Here is a 17,821-nt window from a genome sequence, read left to right as displayed (position 1 = left end):
AATTGGGGAGAAAAAATGAGCGATTCTAGCATTTCTTTAAACACTTGCATCTTAATATTGAAGGAACACCACTTGCTTAAATCAAGTGCTGTTCAAGATGCGGTTCCAACTAAAATGGATTATATTTCCTATGATTCACGTGATATAAAAACAAATACCTTGTTTTTCTGTAAAGGTAAAGGCTTTAGACCTACTTATTTATCAATGGCTAAAGATAGTGGAGCTACTTGTTATGTAGCAGAACAACCATATCCAGAAGGTAAAGGAATGCATGCCTTAGTTGTTAGAGATGTAACTAAAGCCATGGCTCTTTTATCTGCTGCCTTTTACAGATTTCCGCAAGATGATTTGTATGTTGTAGCCTTTACCGGTACTAAGGGTAAGACAACATCTGCATACTTCTTGAAGGGAATGCTTGACCAAATTAATGGTGGTCGAACAGCACTATTTTCATCAGTAGATGATATTGTAGGACCAAAGCCTGAAGATAAATTTAAGGCTAGTTTAACTACACCTGAAAGTTTAGACTTGTTCAGAGATATGAGAACAGCTGTTGATAACGGTATGACTCATTTAGTAATGGAAGTTTCTAGTCAGGCTTATAAGAAAAATCGTGTCTTTGGTTTGACTTATGATCTCGGCTTTTTCTTAAATATTACTCCAGACCATATTGGACCAAATGAACATCCTAACTTTGCAGATTATTTGCACTGTAAGTTGCAATTAATGGTTAACTCACGTAAGTGTATTATCAATGCAATGTCTGATCACTTCGATGAGATTTATGCGGCTGCAACAACTACTACTAATCCAGATAGTATTTATTTATTTGCCAGAAATGATTTTGAAAATCCTAACTTGAAGCAACCAATTGATTTCCGTTTCCAATCGGTTGAAACTGATATGAAAGAAACTGAATTCAAATTATTCTGTGCATCTGATAAAGCTAAGAAATTACCAATTGCTGGTGACTACACTCTTCAAATGATTGGTGATTTCAACGAAATGAATGGTACTGCTGCTATTATTGGTGCTGGACTTGCCGGCGAAAATTATGAAGAATGTGCTAAAGGTATTCGTCACGTTACTATTCCAGGAAGAATGGAAGCTTTGCCATCAAAGAATCATGGTACTGTAATTGTTGATTATGCACATAATAAGGCTTCAATGATGGCTTTAATGAGCTTTATGCAGCGTGAATTTAACAATCCAAAAATCATCGTAGTTGTTGGAGCTCCTGGTGATAAAGGAGTATCACGTCGTCCAGGATTTAGTGAAAGTTTAACTGCTTATGCAGATAAAGCCTTTTTGACAACTGATGATCCTGGTTTTGAAGATCCAATGGATATTGCTCAGGAAATTGATGCAGGCATTGATCATGAAAAAGTTGATGTCACAATTGAGTTAGATCGTGAAAAGGCAATTCATGATGCAATTGCAATGTCCGATAAGGATGACATCGTTTTGATTTGTGGTAAGGGAGCCGACCCATACCAAAAGATTCGCGGAGTAGATACACCATATCCAACTGACATCAAAGTTGCGGAAAGTGTAATTAATGAACTAGAAAAAGATGATGAGGAATAGGAATGAAGCACTTTTTCTCAATTATCGGTGGAATGGGGACAATTGCGACTGAAAGTTATGTCCGTTTGATTAATCACCGAGTTAAGATTACTAAGGATCAGGACTATTTAAATTATATTTTAGTAAATGATGCTCAAATTCCTGATCGAACTGCATACATTATGGATCATAGTCAACCTAATTTTTTCTATGATTTAAAGGATGATGTTTTAAGTCAATCAAAACTTAATCCTGACTTTTTCGTAATGCCATGCAATACTGCTCATTACTTTTATGATGACTTGGCAGCATTAACAGACGTACCATTTTTACATATGATGCGTATTGCTGTTCATAAGTTTGTGGATGATTTTCCAAAAGAAGAGAAAATTGGTTTAATTGCAACTGAAGGTTCTATTTACGATCATTTATATGTGGATGAATTAGAACGAGTTGGTAAAAAAGCTGAACTAGGTGGTCCTGAAATTCAACCAATGGTGAACGAGCTAATTTATCGTGATATTAAAGAAAAAGGTATTGTTGATCATGATTTATACCATAAAATTTTAAAAACAATGCACGATGAATATGGTTGTAATGTGATTTTACTTGGATGTACTGAGTTATCTCTCGCCCAGGAAAAAGCGCCAGATCACCCATATAACGTTATTGATCCGCAGTCAATTATCGCAGATGTTTCAATTGAACTTGCTTTAAAGATTCGAAATGGAATGGATCCTAAAGAAGCTACTGCAAAATATATGTATAAATAAAGATAAAAGCCTCCCAGATTTGGACAACTGAGAGGCTTTTTTGATCCAATAAAGTATATTTAAGAAAAAATATTGATATAATTAAGGCTAACTTTAATAAATTTACTTAGAAAGAAAAAACTATGTTACAAGTAGAGAACTTAAATAAAAGCTTTGGAAGCAAACAAGTTTTGTTTGATATTAACTTCAAAGCAGACAATGGAAAGATATTAGGCTTAATTGGTAAAAATGGCTCAGGAAAAACAACTCTTTTTCATAGCATCTTAAAGTTTGTCAAATATCAGGGAACAATTACTATTGATGGACATTCTTTTTCAAGTCGGGATTATAACTCTGTCGGCTATTTACCTGAAGAGCGTAGCTTAATGCCAAAATTAACTGTTTTAGAGCAAGTAAGTTTTTTGGCTAGTTTAAAGGGAATGAAAAAAGATGAAGTAAAACATGATTTGCAAGATTGGATGCAAAAGTTAGAAGTTAAAGGCAAAATTACCGATATAATAAAAAGTTTATCTAAAGGTAATCAACAAAAAATCCAATTAATTGCGACTCTTATTCATCAGCCAAACTTAATTATTTTGGATGAGCCTTTTAGTGGGCTCGATCCGGTAAACGTCGAAATAATTAAAGAGGTAATCTTACAAGAAAAGAAACGCGGAGCTACTATTCTATTTTCTGATCATGATATGTCTAATGTTGAGGAATTGTGTGACGATGTAGTAATGATTAATAATGGACATATTGTGTTAAACGGTGCTGTAAATGATGTTCGCAATAATTTTGGTTTAACTCGATTGTTTATTAGAACTGACCTGAATCTTGATAATGTTAAAAATTTACCTGGGGTTGAAAATGCTATTTTACAGAATAATGGTATCTACAAACTTTGGTTAACAAACGCTAGTTACGGAGAAGAAATTTTTAATATGCTCTCCCATGGAAAATACTTGCAAACTTTTGATCAAGAGCCACCAACTTTAGATGAAATTTTTAAAATGAAAGCCGGTGAAGATAATGAATAAAACTTGGTTAGTTGCTAAAGAAACATATCGTAGAGAAGTGAAAAATTGGTCATTTTTATTGATGATTTTCGCACCATTTCTTGTATTATTGATTTCTTTTTTCTTTGGGATGAGTTCATCTTCAGCTTTCGACAGTGATACAAAGGTAGGAATAGTAAGTCAAAATCAGAGTATTGTTCAGCCATTAAAGAAAACAGAAGATTTTGATGGATATAAAAATAAGGCAAAAGCTGAAAAGGCCTATAAAGATGGTGATATTAGTGGTTATATTGTGGTGAAAGAGACTTCTACTCAATTAGTTGCGAACTACTATGGTACCGAAAGCCTTGATAATGATGTTAAGACTGAGTTGATCAGAGTTTTAAACACTCAGCAGCAAGCACTTAATCTAAAAAACGCTAAGCTCAGTGAGCAACAGATGCAGTCACTTTCTCAAAAAGTTAAATTTACTGAGAAAACTAATGATAAAAAATTGAATGCAAGTGATGAAAAGAATTTAAAGACAGCTACTTTTTGGATTCTAATTTTTGTTTTATACTTTTTGGTTCAGACTTATAGCACCATCATGGCACAGGATATTGCCAGTGAAAAGGGAACTAAAATTATGGAAATGATCTTTTCAAGTATGCCTGGTGGAAATTATTTTGATGGTAAAGTGTTGGGTATTTTCCTTGAAATTCTTACTCAGTTATTAATTTATGCTGTGATGTTTTCTGGCTTTTATTATATGGCTCCTCATATTGATGGAGTAAAAGATACATTTGCTCAAATAAAACCTGCTATCGATCAAGCTTTAGGACAAATAATTTCTTGGGGACTATTATTCGTCGTGCTTGGCTTGATCCTATACATCGTTTATGCGGCTGTTTGTGGTGCAATTGTCACTAAAGCTGAAGATGCTAACAAGGCAGTACAACCCTTAGTTTATTTAACTCTACTCGGATTATTTAGTAGTATGAGCTTATCTAATAATCCTGATGGCATTTTTGCCATGATTATGTCTTACGTACCATTTTTATCATCTTTCTTAATGCCCCTTCGACTAATTAAAGGAAACGCGACTGGCTTAGAGGCAGCAATCTCTCTAGTAATTCTATTCGTATTTTTGCTAGGATCGATTTGGTGGATTAGAAAAATTTATCCAAGCCTTATTTTGCAAACTGATGATAACGGTATGTGGAAGAATATGAAGCGTGCCTTACAAGGTATTAAGGAATAAAAATTTAACTACTCAGCTTTCAAAAGTTGAGTAGTTTTTTGTGATAAAATTGAAAGCGAATACAAATAATGTAGAGGCTTAATATGAATACAAATAGTTTGGAAACATATGCGATTAATAAAAACAAAATAAAGATAAATTTTGTTAATTCTAGTATTGAATTAACAATCTTAACACCTGAAATAATCCGTGTATTTCAAAATTGCGGTGAGCATACTAATTCATATGCAATTGAAGGAAATAAGGCAATAGACACTAAATTTAAAGTTGAGAAAAAGAATGACTATCTTGAAATAAAAACTTCAAAATTAATCATTAAAGTTCATCATGATGAAAAAATAGATGTTTATGATGCAGAAGAAAATCCTTTAATTATTGATTATCGGGGATCTAGAATTCCAATTGATCGACAAACAAATTCTAGCCAGCAAAAGTTAGCAGAGTCGGAAGGGCATGATGTGGTTACTAGTAGAAGAAAAGATGTCCACTACTATGAACTGGTCAAAAAATTAGCAGACGATGAGCAATTTTATGGCTTAGGTGATAAGACCGGTTTTTTAAATAAACGACACTATGCCTATGAAAACTGGAATACAGATAACCCTGAGCCGCAGGTAGAAAGTTTTACTCGTTTATATAAGTCGGTTCCATTTCTAATTGGGTTGAAGAAAAATCATCCATACGGAATTTTTTTTGATAATACTTATCATAGTTATTTTGATTTAGGTAAAGAAAGTAATAAATACTACTACATTGCAGCTGATAATGGAAATATTGATTATTACATTATTGGCGGGAGTGACTTAAAAGAAATTGTTAAAAATTATACTTACTTAACTGGGAAAACACCGCTGCCACAAAAGTGGACATTAGGTTATCAACAATCTCGTTGGGGATATAGTATAAGCGCTGAAAAGGTAGAAGAAATTGTTACTAAAATGCGAAAATATCACCTGCCATGTGATGCTATCCATTTAGATATTGATTATATGGATGGGTATCGAGTTTTTACCTGGAGGACAGATACCTATGATGATCCTAGAAAATTTATTGATAAACTTCACAAATTAGGTTTCCATGTGATTACAATTATTGACCCTGGTGTCAAAAAAGACGATAGTTATCAGATCTACCAAGAAGGACTAAAAAAGGGATATTTTGTAAAAGCACCAAATGGGCAAGTGTATGTTAATAAGGTTTGGCCCGGGGATGCTGTCTATCCGGATTTTGGGCGTGAAGCAGTCAGAAAATGGTGGTCAGAAAATTGTAAGTTTTTAGTTGATTTAGGTGTTGATGGAATCTGGGACGATATGAATGAGCCGGCCTCATTTAATGGAGAAATTCCGAAAAATATTATTTTTAATGATGAAGAAAAAGAATCAACACATGCTAAAATGCATAATGTTTATGGTCACAATATGGCTAAAGCAACCTATTATGGCTTAAAGAATTTAACTGGTAAACGCCCATTTGTGATTACCCGTGCTGCTTATGCGGGAACACAAAAATACTCCACAGTTTGGACGGGTGATAATCAAAGTTTATGGGTACATTTACAAATGATGATTCCGCAGCTATGTAATTTAGGAATGAGCGGTTTTGCTTTTGCTGGGACAGATATCGGAGGATTTGGTGCAGATACTACACCAGAACTATTAACAAGATGGATTGAAGCAGCAGTTTTTAGTCCTCTTCTTCGAAATCATGCGGCTATGGGTACACGCTCGCAAGAGCCATGGATCTTTGGAGAACCAACTCTATCGATATACCGCAAGTACTTACATTTGCGCTATCATTTTATTCCATATCTTTATGATTTATTTGCTCAAGAAAATAAGTCGGGTTTACCGATTATGCGACCTTTGGTTTTAAACTATCCAACTGATCCAGCAGTTAAAAATATGAATGACGAATATATGATTGGTACAAATATTGTGGTAGCGCCAATTGTTGAAGAAGGTAAAAACTACAGAGCTGTTTATTTGCCACAAGGGGAATGGATTGATTTTTGGAATAATGTTACTTATAGCGGTAATAATACGATCTTAGTTAGTGCCCCGAGTGATAAGTTACCCTTATTTATTAAGAAAAATACTATTTTATCATGGGGAGAAGTTAAGGAGCATATTTCCTCTAGACCAGATGAAAAAATGGTATTTAGAGTGTTTGGTGACCGTGGTAAATATACTCATTATCAAGATAATGGGACTGATTTTGCTTATCAAAAGGGTGAGTATAATCTTTATGAGATAAAGGTGGATGGTCATAAAATTACTATCAATTTGAAAAAGCATGGATATGAGCCAAATTATCAAAGAATTGAGATTAGAACCGCTGATGAAAAAATGAATTTTATTTATAAAGATAAAAAATATATTCAGGCTAATTAATTTAATGAAAATGAGCTGGTGTGATGTTGTGCTAGCTCATTTTTATATGGAAAACTTTTCACTTTTAGTAGTTTTAGCTTTGACTAATATTGAATGAACATGAATGATTTTGACGAAAAAATGATTGAATTTATATCTGAAAGCGTTTATCATATTAAATGAGGTGATGATGAACGATGCTGACCGAGGAACGTCAACAAGCTATAGCAACCTATATTAATAAACACAGTATCTGTCGTGTTAATGAATTATGTAAGTTGACTAAGTCATCAGAGTCAACAATTCGCCGTGACCTCATTGAATTAGAAAAGCGTGGCGTGATTGTTCGTGTACACGGAGGAGCACGCTCACTGCAAGATTATTCACGTGATGTTGAACAACAAGTGAGATTTAATCTTAATGTTGACAATAAACGTGAGATTGCACGTTTTGCTGTGATAAATCATGTTACTAATGGAGATCATATTTTTCTTGATGCTGGAACGACAACTTATGAAATGGTGCCATTCTTGCGGGAAGTTAATGATTTACATGTAGTTACTAACGGTGTTGATGTTGCACTAGCATGTTTAGACAATGGAATTCATACTCGCTTGTTAGGGGGCGAGGCTAAGCTTGAAACGCATGCAGTCGTAGGCAACACAGCCATGAAGCAGCTACAAGAAATGAACTTTACGGTTTCATTTATTGGAGCTAATGGTTTAACAGCAGATGGTCAATTTACTACGCCAGATCCAGCAGAAGCTGGTATAAAAAAAGCTGCGATTAAGCAGGCTAAAGAATCTTTTATTTTAATGGATAGTAGTAAGATTGGTGCAGCAAATTTTGCAAGTTTTGCACATATCAATGAGGCAATACTCATCACTAACAATTTAAGTACAGGTAAAGAAAATATCTTACCTGAACGAATCAGAGTTGAGGAGGCTCGGTCATGATTTATACTGTTACAGTTAATCCAGCATTAGACTATGTTATGCAATTAGAAAAGGTGGAAGCTGGTAGTGTTAACCGTTCAAATGATTGTCAATTTTTAGCTGGTGGTAAAGGAATTAATGTTTCTCAAATTTTGAACCAACTTGATGTTGATAACACTGCTTGGGGATTTGTTGGTGGTTTTACTGGCAAAGAATTAGTTCGCCAATTAAACGTTAAAAAAATTGAAAGTGATTTTGTAACTATTTCTGACGATACCCGTGTTAATGTGAAAATTCATGCTCAAAAAGAAACTGAAATTAATGCGGCTGGTCCAAAGATTGATGCACAAGAAATTACTGCATTTAAGGCGCGTTTGGATGATCTTAATGAAGGCGATATTGTTGTATTAAGTGGTAGTTTAGCACCAAGTTTACCAACTGACTTCTATGAACAATTATTACCAACTATCAGAGAAGCTGGTGCTGAATTTGCAATTGATACTACTGGGGAAGCTTTACTTGCAACTTTGAAGTACCACCCATTAGTTATTAAGCCTAACCATCATGAATTAGCAGCATTATTTGATACAAGCTTTGCTAATGATCAAGAAATGCTTGAAGCAGCTAAGAAACTTTTAGACATGGGTGCACAAAACGTCATGATTTCTATGGCTGGCGACGGTGCATACTTAGTAACTAAGGATCATATTTACCATGCAAGTGCTGCTGTTGGTACTGCTGTTAACTCAGTTGGCGCTGGAGATTCAATGATTGCCGGCTTTGTAGGTACTTATTACAAGACTCATAATGTTGTTGAAGCATTGAAAGTCGGATCTGCTTGTGGTGGTGCTACTGCATTTACTGAAGATATTGCAGTTAAGAGTCAAATTGATGCTGTTTTACCACAAATTACAGTTGAAGAAGTAAAGTAGTTAAAACTAAATAATACAGTTAGGATAGGGAGTTATTTTCATGAAAATTGAAGATCTTTTAAGTCCTGATTTAATGATTATGGATCTGAAGGCTACTACTCAAGAAGAAGCTATTAAAGAAATGGCTGATCTTGAAGTAAAGCAAGGTGTTGTAAATAACGAAGAGGAATTCATTAAATCAATCTGGGCTCGTGAAAAAGAATCAACAACTGGTATTGGTGAGGGAATCGCCATGCCACACGCAAGAAACAAGTACATTAATCGTGCCGCTGTTTTATTTGCAAAAAGTCCTAAAGGAATTGATTATAAAGCTCTTGATGGACAACCAGTTCATTTATTCTTTATGATTACTGCACCAGCCGGTGCTGATAACACACACTTACAAGCTTTAGCTAAGTTATCAAGTTTATTAATTAATCCAGATGTTGTTAATGCTTTAAAGGCAGCAACTACACCAGAAGAAGTTATTGATATCTTTAAAAAAGCAGAAGCTGAAAAGGATGCTCAGGACAAGGCCGATGCCGAAAAGAGAAAGGCCGAAGCTGCAAAAGAAGCATCTAAGCCTGCTAGCGAGCAAAAGCCTTTAATTGTTGGTGTTACTGCATGTATCAATGGTATTGCACACACTTATATGGCTCAAGAAGCTTTAATTAAGGCTGGTAAAAAATTAGGCGTTGATGTTCGTATTGAAACTAACGGTTCTGAAGGTGTAAAGGATAAGCTTACTCCAGAAGAAATTAAGCGAGCAAAAGGTGTCATCATTGCCTCTGATAAAAAAGTTGATATGCCACGTTTCAATGGTAAAGAACTTATTATGAAGCCTGTTGTAGATGGTATTAACCATCCAAAAGAGTTAATCGAGGATATCTTAGAAAATAAGGCTCCAATTTACCATGCTGATAGTAGTGCAAGTTCTAGCGATGATGGTGCAAAAGAAAAACAAGGTTTGTGGGCATCTATCTACAAGAACTTGATGAGTGGTATTAGCCACATGCTTCCATTCGTTATTGGTGGTGGTATCTTAATGGCCATCTCCTTCATAGTGGAAAACTATATGGCTGGTGGCGCTAAGAACCCTGCATTTATTTTCTTAAATAGTGCTGGTAACTTAGCCTTTGCATTTATGGTTCCTGTGTTAGCCGCTTATATTGCTGAATCAATCGGCGACTTACCTGCCTTGATGCCAGGATTTGTTGGTGGATACATGGCAGCCATTGTTAACGGTACTAACGGCTTACAAGTTAACGCACAAGCACATGCTGTCTCTCCAGCTGGATTCTTAGGTGGTATCGCTGCAGGTTTCATTGCTGGATATATGATGATTGGATTGAAGAAGTTATTTGCTAAACTTCCAAAATCAGTAGAAGGTATGAAGCCAATGTTGCTTTACCCAATTTTGGGCTTGTTGTTCATTGCTTTGATTATGTTCTACATCATCAACCCAATCTTTAGTTCAGTGAACTTCGCTATTACCCACTTCTTGAACAGTATGGGTACTGGTAATCTTGTAATTTTGACAATGATCTTAGCTGGTATGATGGCTATCGATATGGGTGGTCCTTTCAACAAGGCTGCTTATGTCTTTGCTTCAGGTGCATTTGCTAACGACCCACATTCTGCAACTGCTGCAGTTATGATGGCAGCTGTTATGGTTGGTGGTATGGTTCCTCCATTTGCTACTGCAATTGGTACTACTTTCTTTAAGAACCGTTACACTAAAGAAGAACGTCGTGCTGGTGTATCAAACTGGATTTTAGGTTTCTCATTCATTACTGAAGGTGCTATTCCATTCGCTGCAGCTGACCCAGGTCGTGTAATTCCTTCCTGCGTAATTGGTTCAGCAGTTGGTGGTTTACTTGTTGGACTATGGCATATCCAAGTACCAGCTCCTCACGGAGGACTATGGGTATCTCCATTATCTAACCACATTTTACTTTACTTCGTAGCTACAATTGTTGGTTCAATTGTAGCTGGTCTAATTATGAGTTTCTGGAAGAAACCTGTTTCTGAAGACCCGGATGAATAAAAATAACTAATTAAAAAGTAAGATTCTGAAAAATTTAGAATCTTACTTTTTTGTTTAATAAATAATGTATATATAATATTAAATCGTATAGTATTTAATATTGCTGTTTAATGAAATCGCATTCTTATTGATATATAAACAAAATATAGACATAAATAAATTGCAAATTCACATAAATATCATAAATTGTACATAATTAAATCATAGATTGTTCGTATACTTACTTAATGTAAAAAAAAATTATTATAAAGGTGAAAATAAGCGCTTTATATATGCTCTTTACTAGCAAGAAAGCTATAACTTAATACTCACCTAATACTAGAAGTATGAGGATAAAATTATGGTTTCCAAGAACAATTATAGTGAAAAAATGCGAAAAATTAGACCGCAAAAGCAACGCTTCTCTATTCGTAAGTTTACTGTAGGGGCTGCTTCTGTATTAATTGGTTTAACCTTTATGGGGGTTAATAATCAGGAAGCTCAAGCTGACACTACAGTTGCTCCAGAGGAAAGCGTAAAAGTCGAAAGTAGTACAGCTAGTGACATAACAGAGACGATGGATAACGTAGTAAATACTGAGGAACAGAGTATATCTACTACTGACAATCAAACAGAAGTTATGTCGGCAGAAGAAAATAATGAAGTAGAAAATGATGTAACTGCTTCTGGTGAGACTGGTAATGAAGAAGTAAAAAATGATCGGTCGATTTCTTCTGTAGAAACAGATAATGTAGACAAACAAGCAACTAACGAAGTAGTAACTTATAATGCTGAGTCAATTAATGGAGACACAGCAGTAAAAAATCAAAATACTAATACAACTGAAACTAATTTAGTTGAAAATACTACTCCTGTAGAAGAAGCTCAAGCAGTTGAAGACGTAGAGAAAAATGCTGCTTCTGTAGATGTACAGCCAGTTGAAAGCGTAGAAAGCAATACAGTTTCCGTAGAAGAAACACAACCAGCTGAGAAGGTAGAAAACAATACTGTATCTGTAGAAGCAGATCAGCCTATTGAAGCTGAAACTAAGGTTGAAAATGAAGTTTCTCCAATTGAAGAATCAGTAGTTAAAGAAAATACGACTATTCAGTCAAATGCTAAGGAAGTTCAAAGTAAAGCTGCTGTAACTATTCTGGGAACAGATGCGGATAATTATCCGAAAAAAGCGGGAGATTTAATTGGTGATAATAGGTACATTTATCAAATTTTAAACTTGAATGGTACAAGTTTTGTGAGTAGTGATAACAAAAAGCTTATCTTGTCTGTAAATCGAAATAATCTATCCGATGACAATCTTTATGCATATGTAACTGACAATAGTTTTACTGAAATTTTGTCTACCCATACTATTCAAGCAGGCCATTTTAAGAATATTGATGTAGTCAATGGGTGGCACACTGTAAAATTTTTAGTAGTTAACAGTGGTAAATCTAATATTTCTATTAATGGAAGTGAAACGCCTGTTGGAAACGCTAGTACAGTTGTGGGAAGTACAAGAATTGAATATTGTCTAGGCAATAGTACTAGCATAGATGCGAGTTCAATTGGTGAAATTATCCCAGTTTATACTGAACAGTCTGTGATTAAATACTATTACAATCAAAATGGCAATTTAATAGAAATTCCAGGCACTGATAAATATCCAAACGTTAACGTATCTGGTTGGACTGGGCAAGGATTTATTGTTGACAACGTTGATCAATACAAACAGCTAATTAATGGCTTTTACTTAGATGCTTCAAAACTTCCTACTGGTTCATTTACTGGAACACTTTCTCAATTTGGAGATGGTAGTTACTATAAGAAAGTATACTACAGTGCTGGAGATAAAAATGAAGGTACTATTGATCAATTAACTGTAGATTATACAGTAGTTTACCGTCAAATTGACGCTACTGGTAAGATGGAAGTTTTGATGTATGATGGCAAAGACATGACTAAGGTTATTGAAAGCCATACTGTAGAAGCTGGTCAATCAGTTAAGTTCTCTCATAATAATTACACAGCAAGAAACCCATTTGTAACTGACTCAGCTCATGAAGTACAGTTTGTTTATAAAGAATTAGGTTCTTTAATTTTAGTTGATGAAAACGGGAAAGAAATTCATCCATCTGTAAAATTTAACAATGATAAAGATGATCCGACTAAGGCTGGTCTAACCTATACACCGGTTATTGAGGGATATATTGCTGATATTGAATTTGTAACTCCAGAAGATCCGGGTAAAGATATCAAGGTTGTATATCGTTTACGTGAGGATGCTAAAGCTACAATTACCATTGTTGATTTAGATAATTTAGAGAATAATGGTGGTAAAGTTGCAGAATTAAATGCAACTGGAAAAGTATATTCTGTAATTAATTTTGTTGACTTAAGTACTACACTCCAAGACTTGATTGATAGAGGATATGTAGTTATTAGCAATGATTTTAAACCAGGAACAAAATTTGATGTAAAAGATTTAGAATTTAAGATTGAGTTAAAGCATGGTCTTGAAGAAATTAATGAATCACAATCTGTAGATAAAATTATCAACTATGTAGATGGGGTTGGTAATAAGCTACATGATTCAGTTACACAAACAGCCATTTTCAAGACGAATGGTTATCGTGATAAAGTGACTGGAAAGATTGTAGAAGTAACAGAAGTTGAACACGATGATGGTTACTTAATTGCTATTGAAATTACCAATAAGGACGCTAGTTTACAGTGGACTTCTAAGACGGATGTCTTTGAATCGATCAAATCTCCAGATATTGTTGGTTACACTACTACGCAAAAATGGAGTACTGCAGATAAAGTAGATCAGGATGTAAAGCATAGAGTAGAAAATATTGTTTATGAGAAAAAAGCACAAGTTGGTACAATTACTTTTTGGGATGAAACTTCTAATAAGCAACTTGGATCAACTATCAATATTGCTGGTAATTACCGGGAAGTAATTAACTATCAAATAATTGAGAATGTTTTAAATAGCATCAAAGACTATGAAAATAATAACTATATCCTAGTAAGTAATCCTTTAACTTATGCCACAACATTTGGGGATGCAGAGTACAATCCTGGCTGTAATGACTTTAGGGTTGTTTTAAAACATAAAATCGCTGAAAATACACAAAATAAAGAAGTAAACCGAGTGATTACTTATGTTTATGCGGATGGACCTAATAAAGGCCAAGAAGCTGCAAATTCTGTTACTCAAAAAGTTACATTTATTGGAACGGGCCAATATGACTTTGTTGATAAAGCTTGGATTAGTGATATCGTTTGGATAACTGAAGCTGGCGATATGAACTATACTTTTGCTCAAGTAGAATCACCAAAGGTTACAGGATATGGCACAGATAGAGGAATTGTAGAAGCTAAGATAGTAAGTGGAAGTTCTGATAATATCACTGAAGAAGTTCTTTATTATGCAAATCAAACAGGAGCTAGCATCCAATACATTGATGATGTAACTGGACTAGTTATCAGTAGGGATGAAGTACAGGGTAAAGTGGATCATCAAATTAACTGGAAACAAAACCATGAAAATGTCCTTAACCTGTTTATAGAAAGTGGATACAAACTTGTAAGTAGTGACTATGAATTTGGTAAAGATTACTACTATTCTGCAGATGAAGCTAAGAATAACTTTACAATTCATTTAACTAGAGATTTGATCATTATTGATCCAACGAATCCCGATAGCCCTGCTTACGGATCAGAAGATTACATTAAAGAAGTAATTCAAGAGATTCAATATGTTTTTGAAAATGGTAGTACCGCAGCTGAAAGTAATAAGCAAAATATCAAATTTACAGCATACGGTGTTGTAGATAAAACAACTGGAAAATATGTAGTTCTTGATGAAAATGGCAAGATTGTTGTTGATGAAAATAAACAACCAATTGAAGGGACACTTACTTGGATAGCAGATATAACAGATCCGAAATTTGCTGAAGTAATATCACCTACTCTAGCTGGTTATACAGCAGATAAAACTTGGGTTTCTGGAAGTTCTGTAACTGAAAATACTCCAAACAAGGTAATTGTGGTTACTTATACTGCAAATGCAGCTAATGCAGAAATTATCTATGTTGATGAGACTACAGGCAAGCAATTGGAAACTGCAGTAATTGATGGTAAGTACAACGAAACAATTAACTACAGCACAGCAGATAAGATTAAATACTACGAAAGCTTAGGCTATGAATTAGTCAAAGATGGTTATGTTGGTGGAGAATTCGGTGAAGACACAAAGACTTTCTATGTAACGTTCAAGCATGGAACGGTAGTTGTAAATCCAGAAGCTCCAGGCAAGCCAGATGAACCAATTAACCCAGACAATCCAGATGGACCAAAATACCCAGCTGATTCTGCTAACTTGAACAAGGATGTAACTAATACTATCCACTATGTTTATGCAGATGGAACAACAGCTAAGCCGAGTCACACACAAACTTTAACTTTTGTTGGTTCAGGTGTGATTGACAAGGTAACTGGTCAATATGTAGAAGTCGATGAAAATGGTAATGTTAAGCTTGACGAGAACGGTAACCCAATTCCAGGCAAATTAACTTGGACAGCTAGTGATGGAACAACATTTGTCGAAGTAGTTTCTCCAACAATTGTAGGCTATACTCCAGATAAAGGAGTAGTTAATGCAGTTGAAGGAATTAACCAAGATAGTAAGAACCTAAAAACAACAGTTATCTACACTGCAAATGCAGCTAAGGCAGAAATTATCTGTGTTGATGAGACTACAGGCAAGCAATTAGAAACTGCAGTAGTTGATGGTAAGTACAACGAGACAATTAACTACAGCACAGCAGATAAGATTAAATACTATGAAAGTTTAGGCTATGAATTAGTCAAAGATGGTTATGTTGGTGGAGAATTTGGTGAAGACACAAAGACTTTCTATGTAACGTTCAAGCATGGTGTTGTTCATGTGCATCCAGATAATCCTGGAAAACCTGGTGAAAATATCAATCCAGGGGGAGATGTGAAATATCCAACTGATTCAGGTGTTTTAAATAAAGATGTAACTCACACTGTTCACTATGTTTATGCAGATGGAACAACAGCTAAACCAAGTCACACACAAACTTTAACTTTCATTGGTTCTGGTGTGATTGACAAGGTAACTGGTCAATATATAGAAGTTGATGAAACCGGTAATGTTAAGCTTGATGAGAATGGTAACCCAATTCCAGGCAAATTAACTTGGACAGCTAGTGATGGAACAACATTTATCGAAGTAGTTTCTCCAACAATTGTCGGCTACACTCCAGATAAAGGAGTAGTTAATGCAGTTGAAGGAATTAACCAAGATAGTAAGAATCTAGAAACAACAGTTGTCTATACAGCTAATGCAGCTAAGGCTGAAATTATCTATGTTGATGAAAGTACAGGAAAACAATTAGAAAATGTAGTAGTTGATGGTAAGTACAACGAGACAATTAACTACAGTACAGCCGATAAGATTAAATACTACGAAAGCTTAGGCTATGAATTAGTCAAGGATGGCTATATTGGTGGAGAATTTGGTGAAGACACAAAGACTTTCTATGTAACGTTCAAGCATGGAACAGTAGTTATAACTCCAGAAAAACCAGGTAAGCCAGATGAACCAATTAATCCTGACAATCCAGATGGGCCAAAATACCCAGCTGATTCTGCTAACTTAAACAAGGATGTAACTAATACTGTCCACTATGTTTATGCAGATGGAACAACAGCTAAGCCAAGTCACACACAAACTTTAACTTTTGTTGGTTCAGGTGTGATTGATAAGGTAACTGGTCAATATGTAGAAATCGACGAAAATGGCAATGTAAAGCTTGATGCAAATGGAAACCCAATTCTAGGTAAATTAACTTGGACCGCTAGTGATGGAACAACGTTTATCGAAGTAGTTTCTCCAACAATTGTAGGCTACAGCCCAGATAAAGGAGTAGTTAGTGCAGTTGAAGGAATCAACCAAGATAGTAAGAACCTAGAAACAACAGTTATCTACACTGCAAATGCAGCTAAAGCTGAAATTATCTATGTTGATGAGACTACAGGTAAACAATTAGAAACTGCAGTAGTTAATGGTAAGTACAACGAAACAATTAACTACAGTACAGCAGATAAGATTAAATACTATGAAAGCTTAGGCTATGAATTAGTCAAGAATGGCTATAGTGGTGGAGAATTCGGTGAAGATACAAAGACCTTCTATGTAATCTTCAAGCATGGAACAGTTACAGTTACTCCTGATGATAAATTCACTGAAGAAGATCCAATTAATCCAGACAATCCAGATGGACCAAAATATCCATTTGATTCAATAGCTTTAGATAAAACGATTACCCGTACAATTAAATATGTTTATGCAGATGGGACTAAAGCAAAAGATGACGTAGTTCAAAAGTTAAGATTCCGTGGTACAGCCATTATTGATAAAGTAACTGGCGAAGTTATTATCTTAGATGAAGATGGCCGAAAGATTTCCGATGGAATTAAATGGACAGCACTTGATGGAACTACGTTTATACAAGTCATTTCTCCAGATATTACCGGCTACACTCCAGATAGGAAAGAAATTGGCAGTCTTGAAAATATAGATAGTAATACTGACGATATTATTGAAACTGTAGTTTACAATAAGGATATTGTTGACCCAGTGGATCCAGAAGAACCAAAGGATCCTGTAGATTCAGAAGCTCCAGATAAAGTTGAAACTCCAACTGAATCAACGAATGATGCTCCTATTCTTCCAGAACAATTTTCCATTGATACTACTATTAATAAAGTAGAAACTGTGGAAAACAAAGAACCTGGTACAGTAGAAGCAGCTACAACTGAGGATGTCTCATTGCCTCAAACGGGTCATAAACATTCTAATGCAGGAATTATTGGACTAGGTTTAGCAACCATTGCGTCAATTTTAGGCTTAGCAGGCACGAGAAAACGCAAAAAGGATTAAACTAGTTGAATAAAATAGTTTTATGAA

At 35.0% G+C, this 17,821-nt stretch carries 9 protein-coding genes; all 9 read left to right on the top strand.

Annotation, left to right across the window (positions count from 1 at the left end; all coding sequences use genetic code 11):
• The first annotated feature begins 15 nt into the window (after positions 1-15).
• The 9 genes from GTO82_RS08805 to GTO82_RS08765 all read left to right on the top strand — a co-directional run bounded on the left by GTO82_RS08805 (position 16) and on the right by GTO82_RS08765 (position 17,794).
• Positions 16-1,587 (top strand): UDP-N-acetylmuramoyl-L-alanyl-D-glutamate--2,6-diaminopimelate ligase, encoded by a 1,572-nt coding sequence (locus tag GTO82_RS08805; protein WP_004898025.1) that lies wholly within the window; start codon positions 16-18, stop codon positions 1,585-1,587.
• Positions 1,588-1,589: 2 nt separating this feature from the next.
• Positions 1,590-2,339: an aspartate/glutamate racemase family protein gene (locus GTO82_RS08800; protein ID WP_094497915.1), complete on the top strand. Its 750-nt coding sequence runs from the start codon at positions 1,590-1,592 to the stop codon at positions 2,337-2,339.
• A 122-nt stretch (positions 2,340-2,461) separates the two neighbouring features.
• Positions 2,462-3,358 (top strand): ABC transporter ATP-binding protein, encoded by an 897-nt coding sequence (locus GTO82_RS08795; RefSeq protein WP_180873229.1) that lies wholly within the window; start codon positions 2,462-2,464, stop codon positions 3,356-3,358.
• On the top strand, positions 3,351-4,577 hold the full coding sequence (locus GTO82_RS08790) for an ABC transporter permease (protein WP_180873228.1): 1,227 nt from the start codon (positions 3,351-3,353) through the stop codon (positions 4,575-4,577). The genes GTO82_RS08795 and GTO82_RS08790 overlap by 8 nt, the downstream gene beginning before the upstream one ends.
• 83 nt (positions 4,578-4,660) lie before the next feature.
• Complete coding sequence (locus tag GTO82_RS08785) at positions 4,661-6,967, top strand: glycoside hydrolase family 31 protein (RefSeq protein ID WP_180873227.1); 2,307 nt, start codon at positions 4,661-4,663, stop codon at positions 6,965-6,967.
• Positions 6,968-7,143: 176 nt separating this feature from the next.
• Positions 7,144-7,902, top strand: a complete 759-nt coding sequence (locus tag GTO82_RS08780) for a DeoR/GlpR family DNA-binding transcription regulator (RefSeq protein ID WP_061400500.1) — start codon at positions 7,144-7,146, stop codon at positions 7,900-7,902.
• The gene (gene pfkB / locus GTO82_RS08775; RefSeq protein ID WP_011162517.1) at positions 7,899-8,813 is read left to right on the top strand and encodes a 1-phosphofructokinase; all 915 of its coding nucleotides are present in this window, start codon (positions 7,899-7,901) and stop codon (positions 8,811-8,813) included. The genes GTO82_RS08780 and pfkB overlap by 4 nt, the downstream gene beginning before the upstream one ends.
• Before the next feature lie 40 nt (positions 8,814-8,853).
• Positions 8,854-10,839 (top strand): PTS fructose transporter subunit IIABC, encoded by a 1,986-nt coding sequence (locus tag GTO82_RS08770; RefSeq protein ID WP_061400499.1) that lies wholly within the window; start codon positions 8,854-8,856, stop codon positions 10,837-10,839.
• Positions 10,840-11,179: 340 nt separating this feature from the next.
• On the top strand, positions 11,180-17,794 hold the full coding sequence (locus GTO82_RS08765) for a mucin-binding protein (RefSeq protein WP_180873226.1): 6,615 nt from the start codon (positions 11,180-11,182) through the stop codon (positions 17,792-17,794).
• Positions 17,795-17,821 lie beyond the last annotated feature (27 nt).

It is taken from the genome of Lactobacillus johnsonii (assembly GCF_013487865.1).
Lineage (GTDB): Bacteria > Bacillota > Bacilli > Lactobacillales > Lactobacillaceae > Lactobacillus > Lactobacillus johnsonii_A.
Note: the sequence above shows the minus strand (reverse complement) of the source record. Positions and strands in the feature narration are given on the sequence as shown.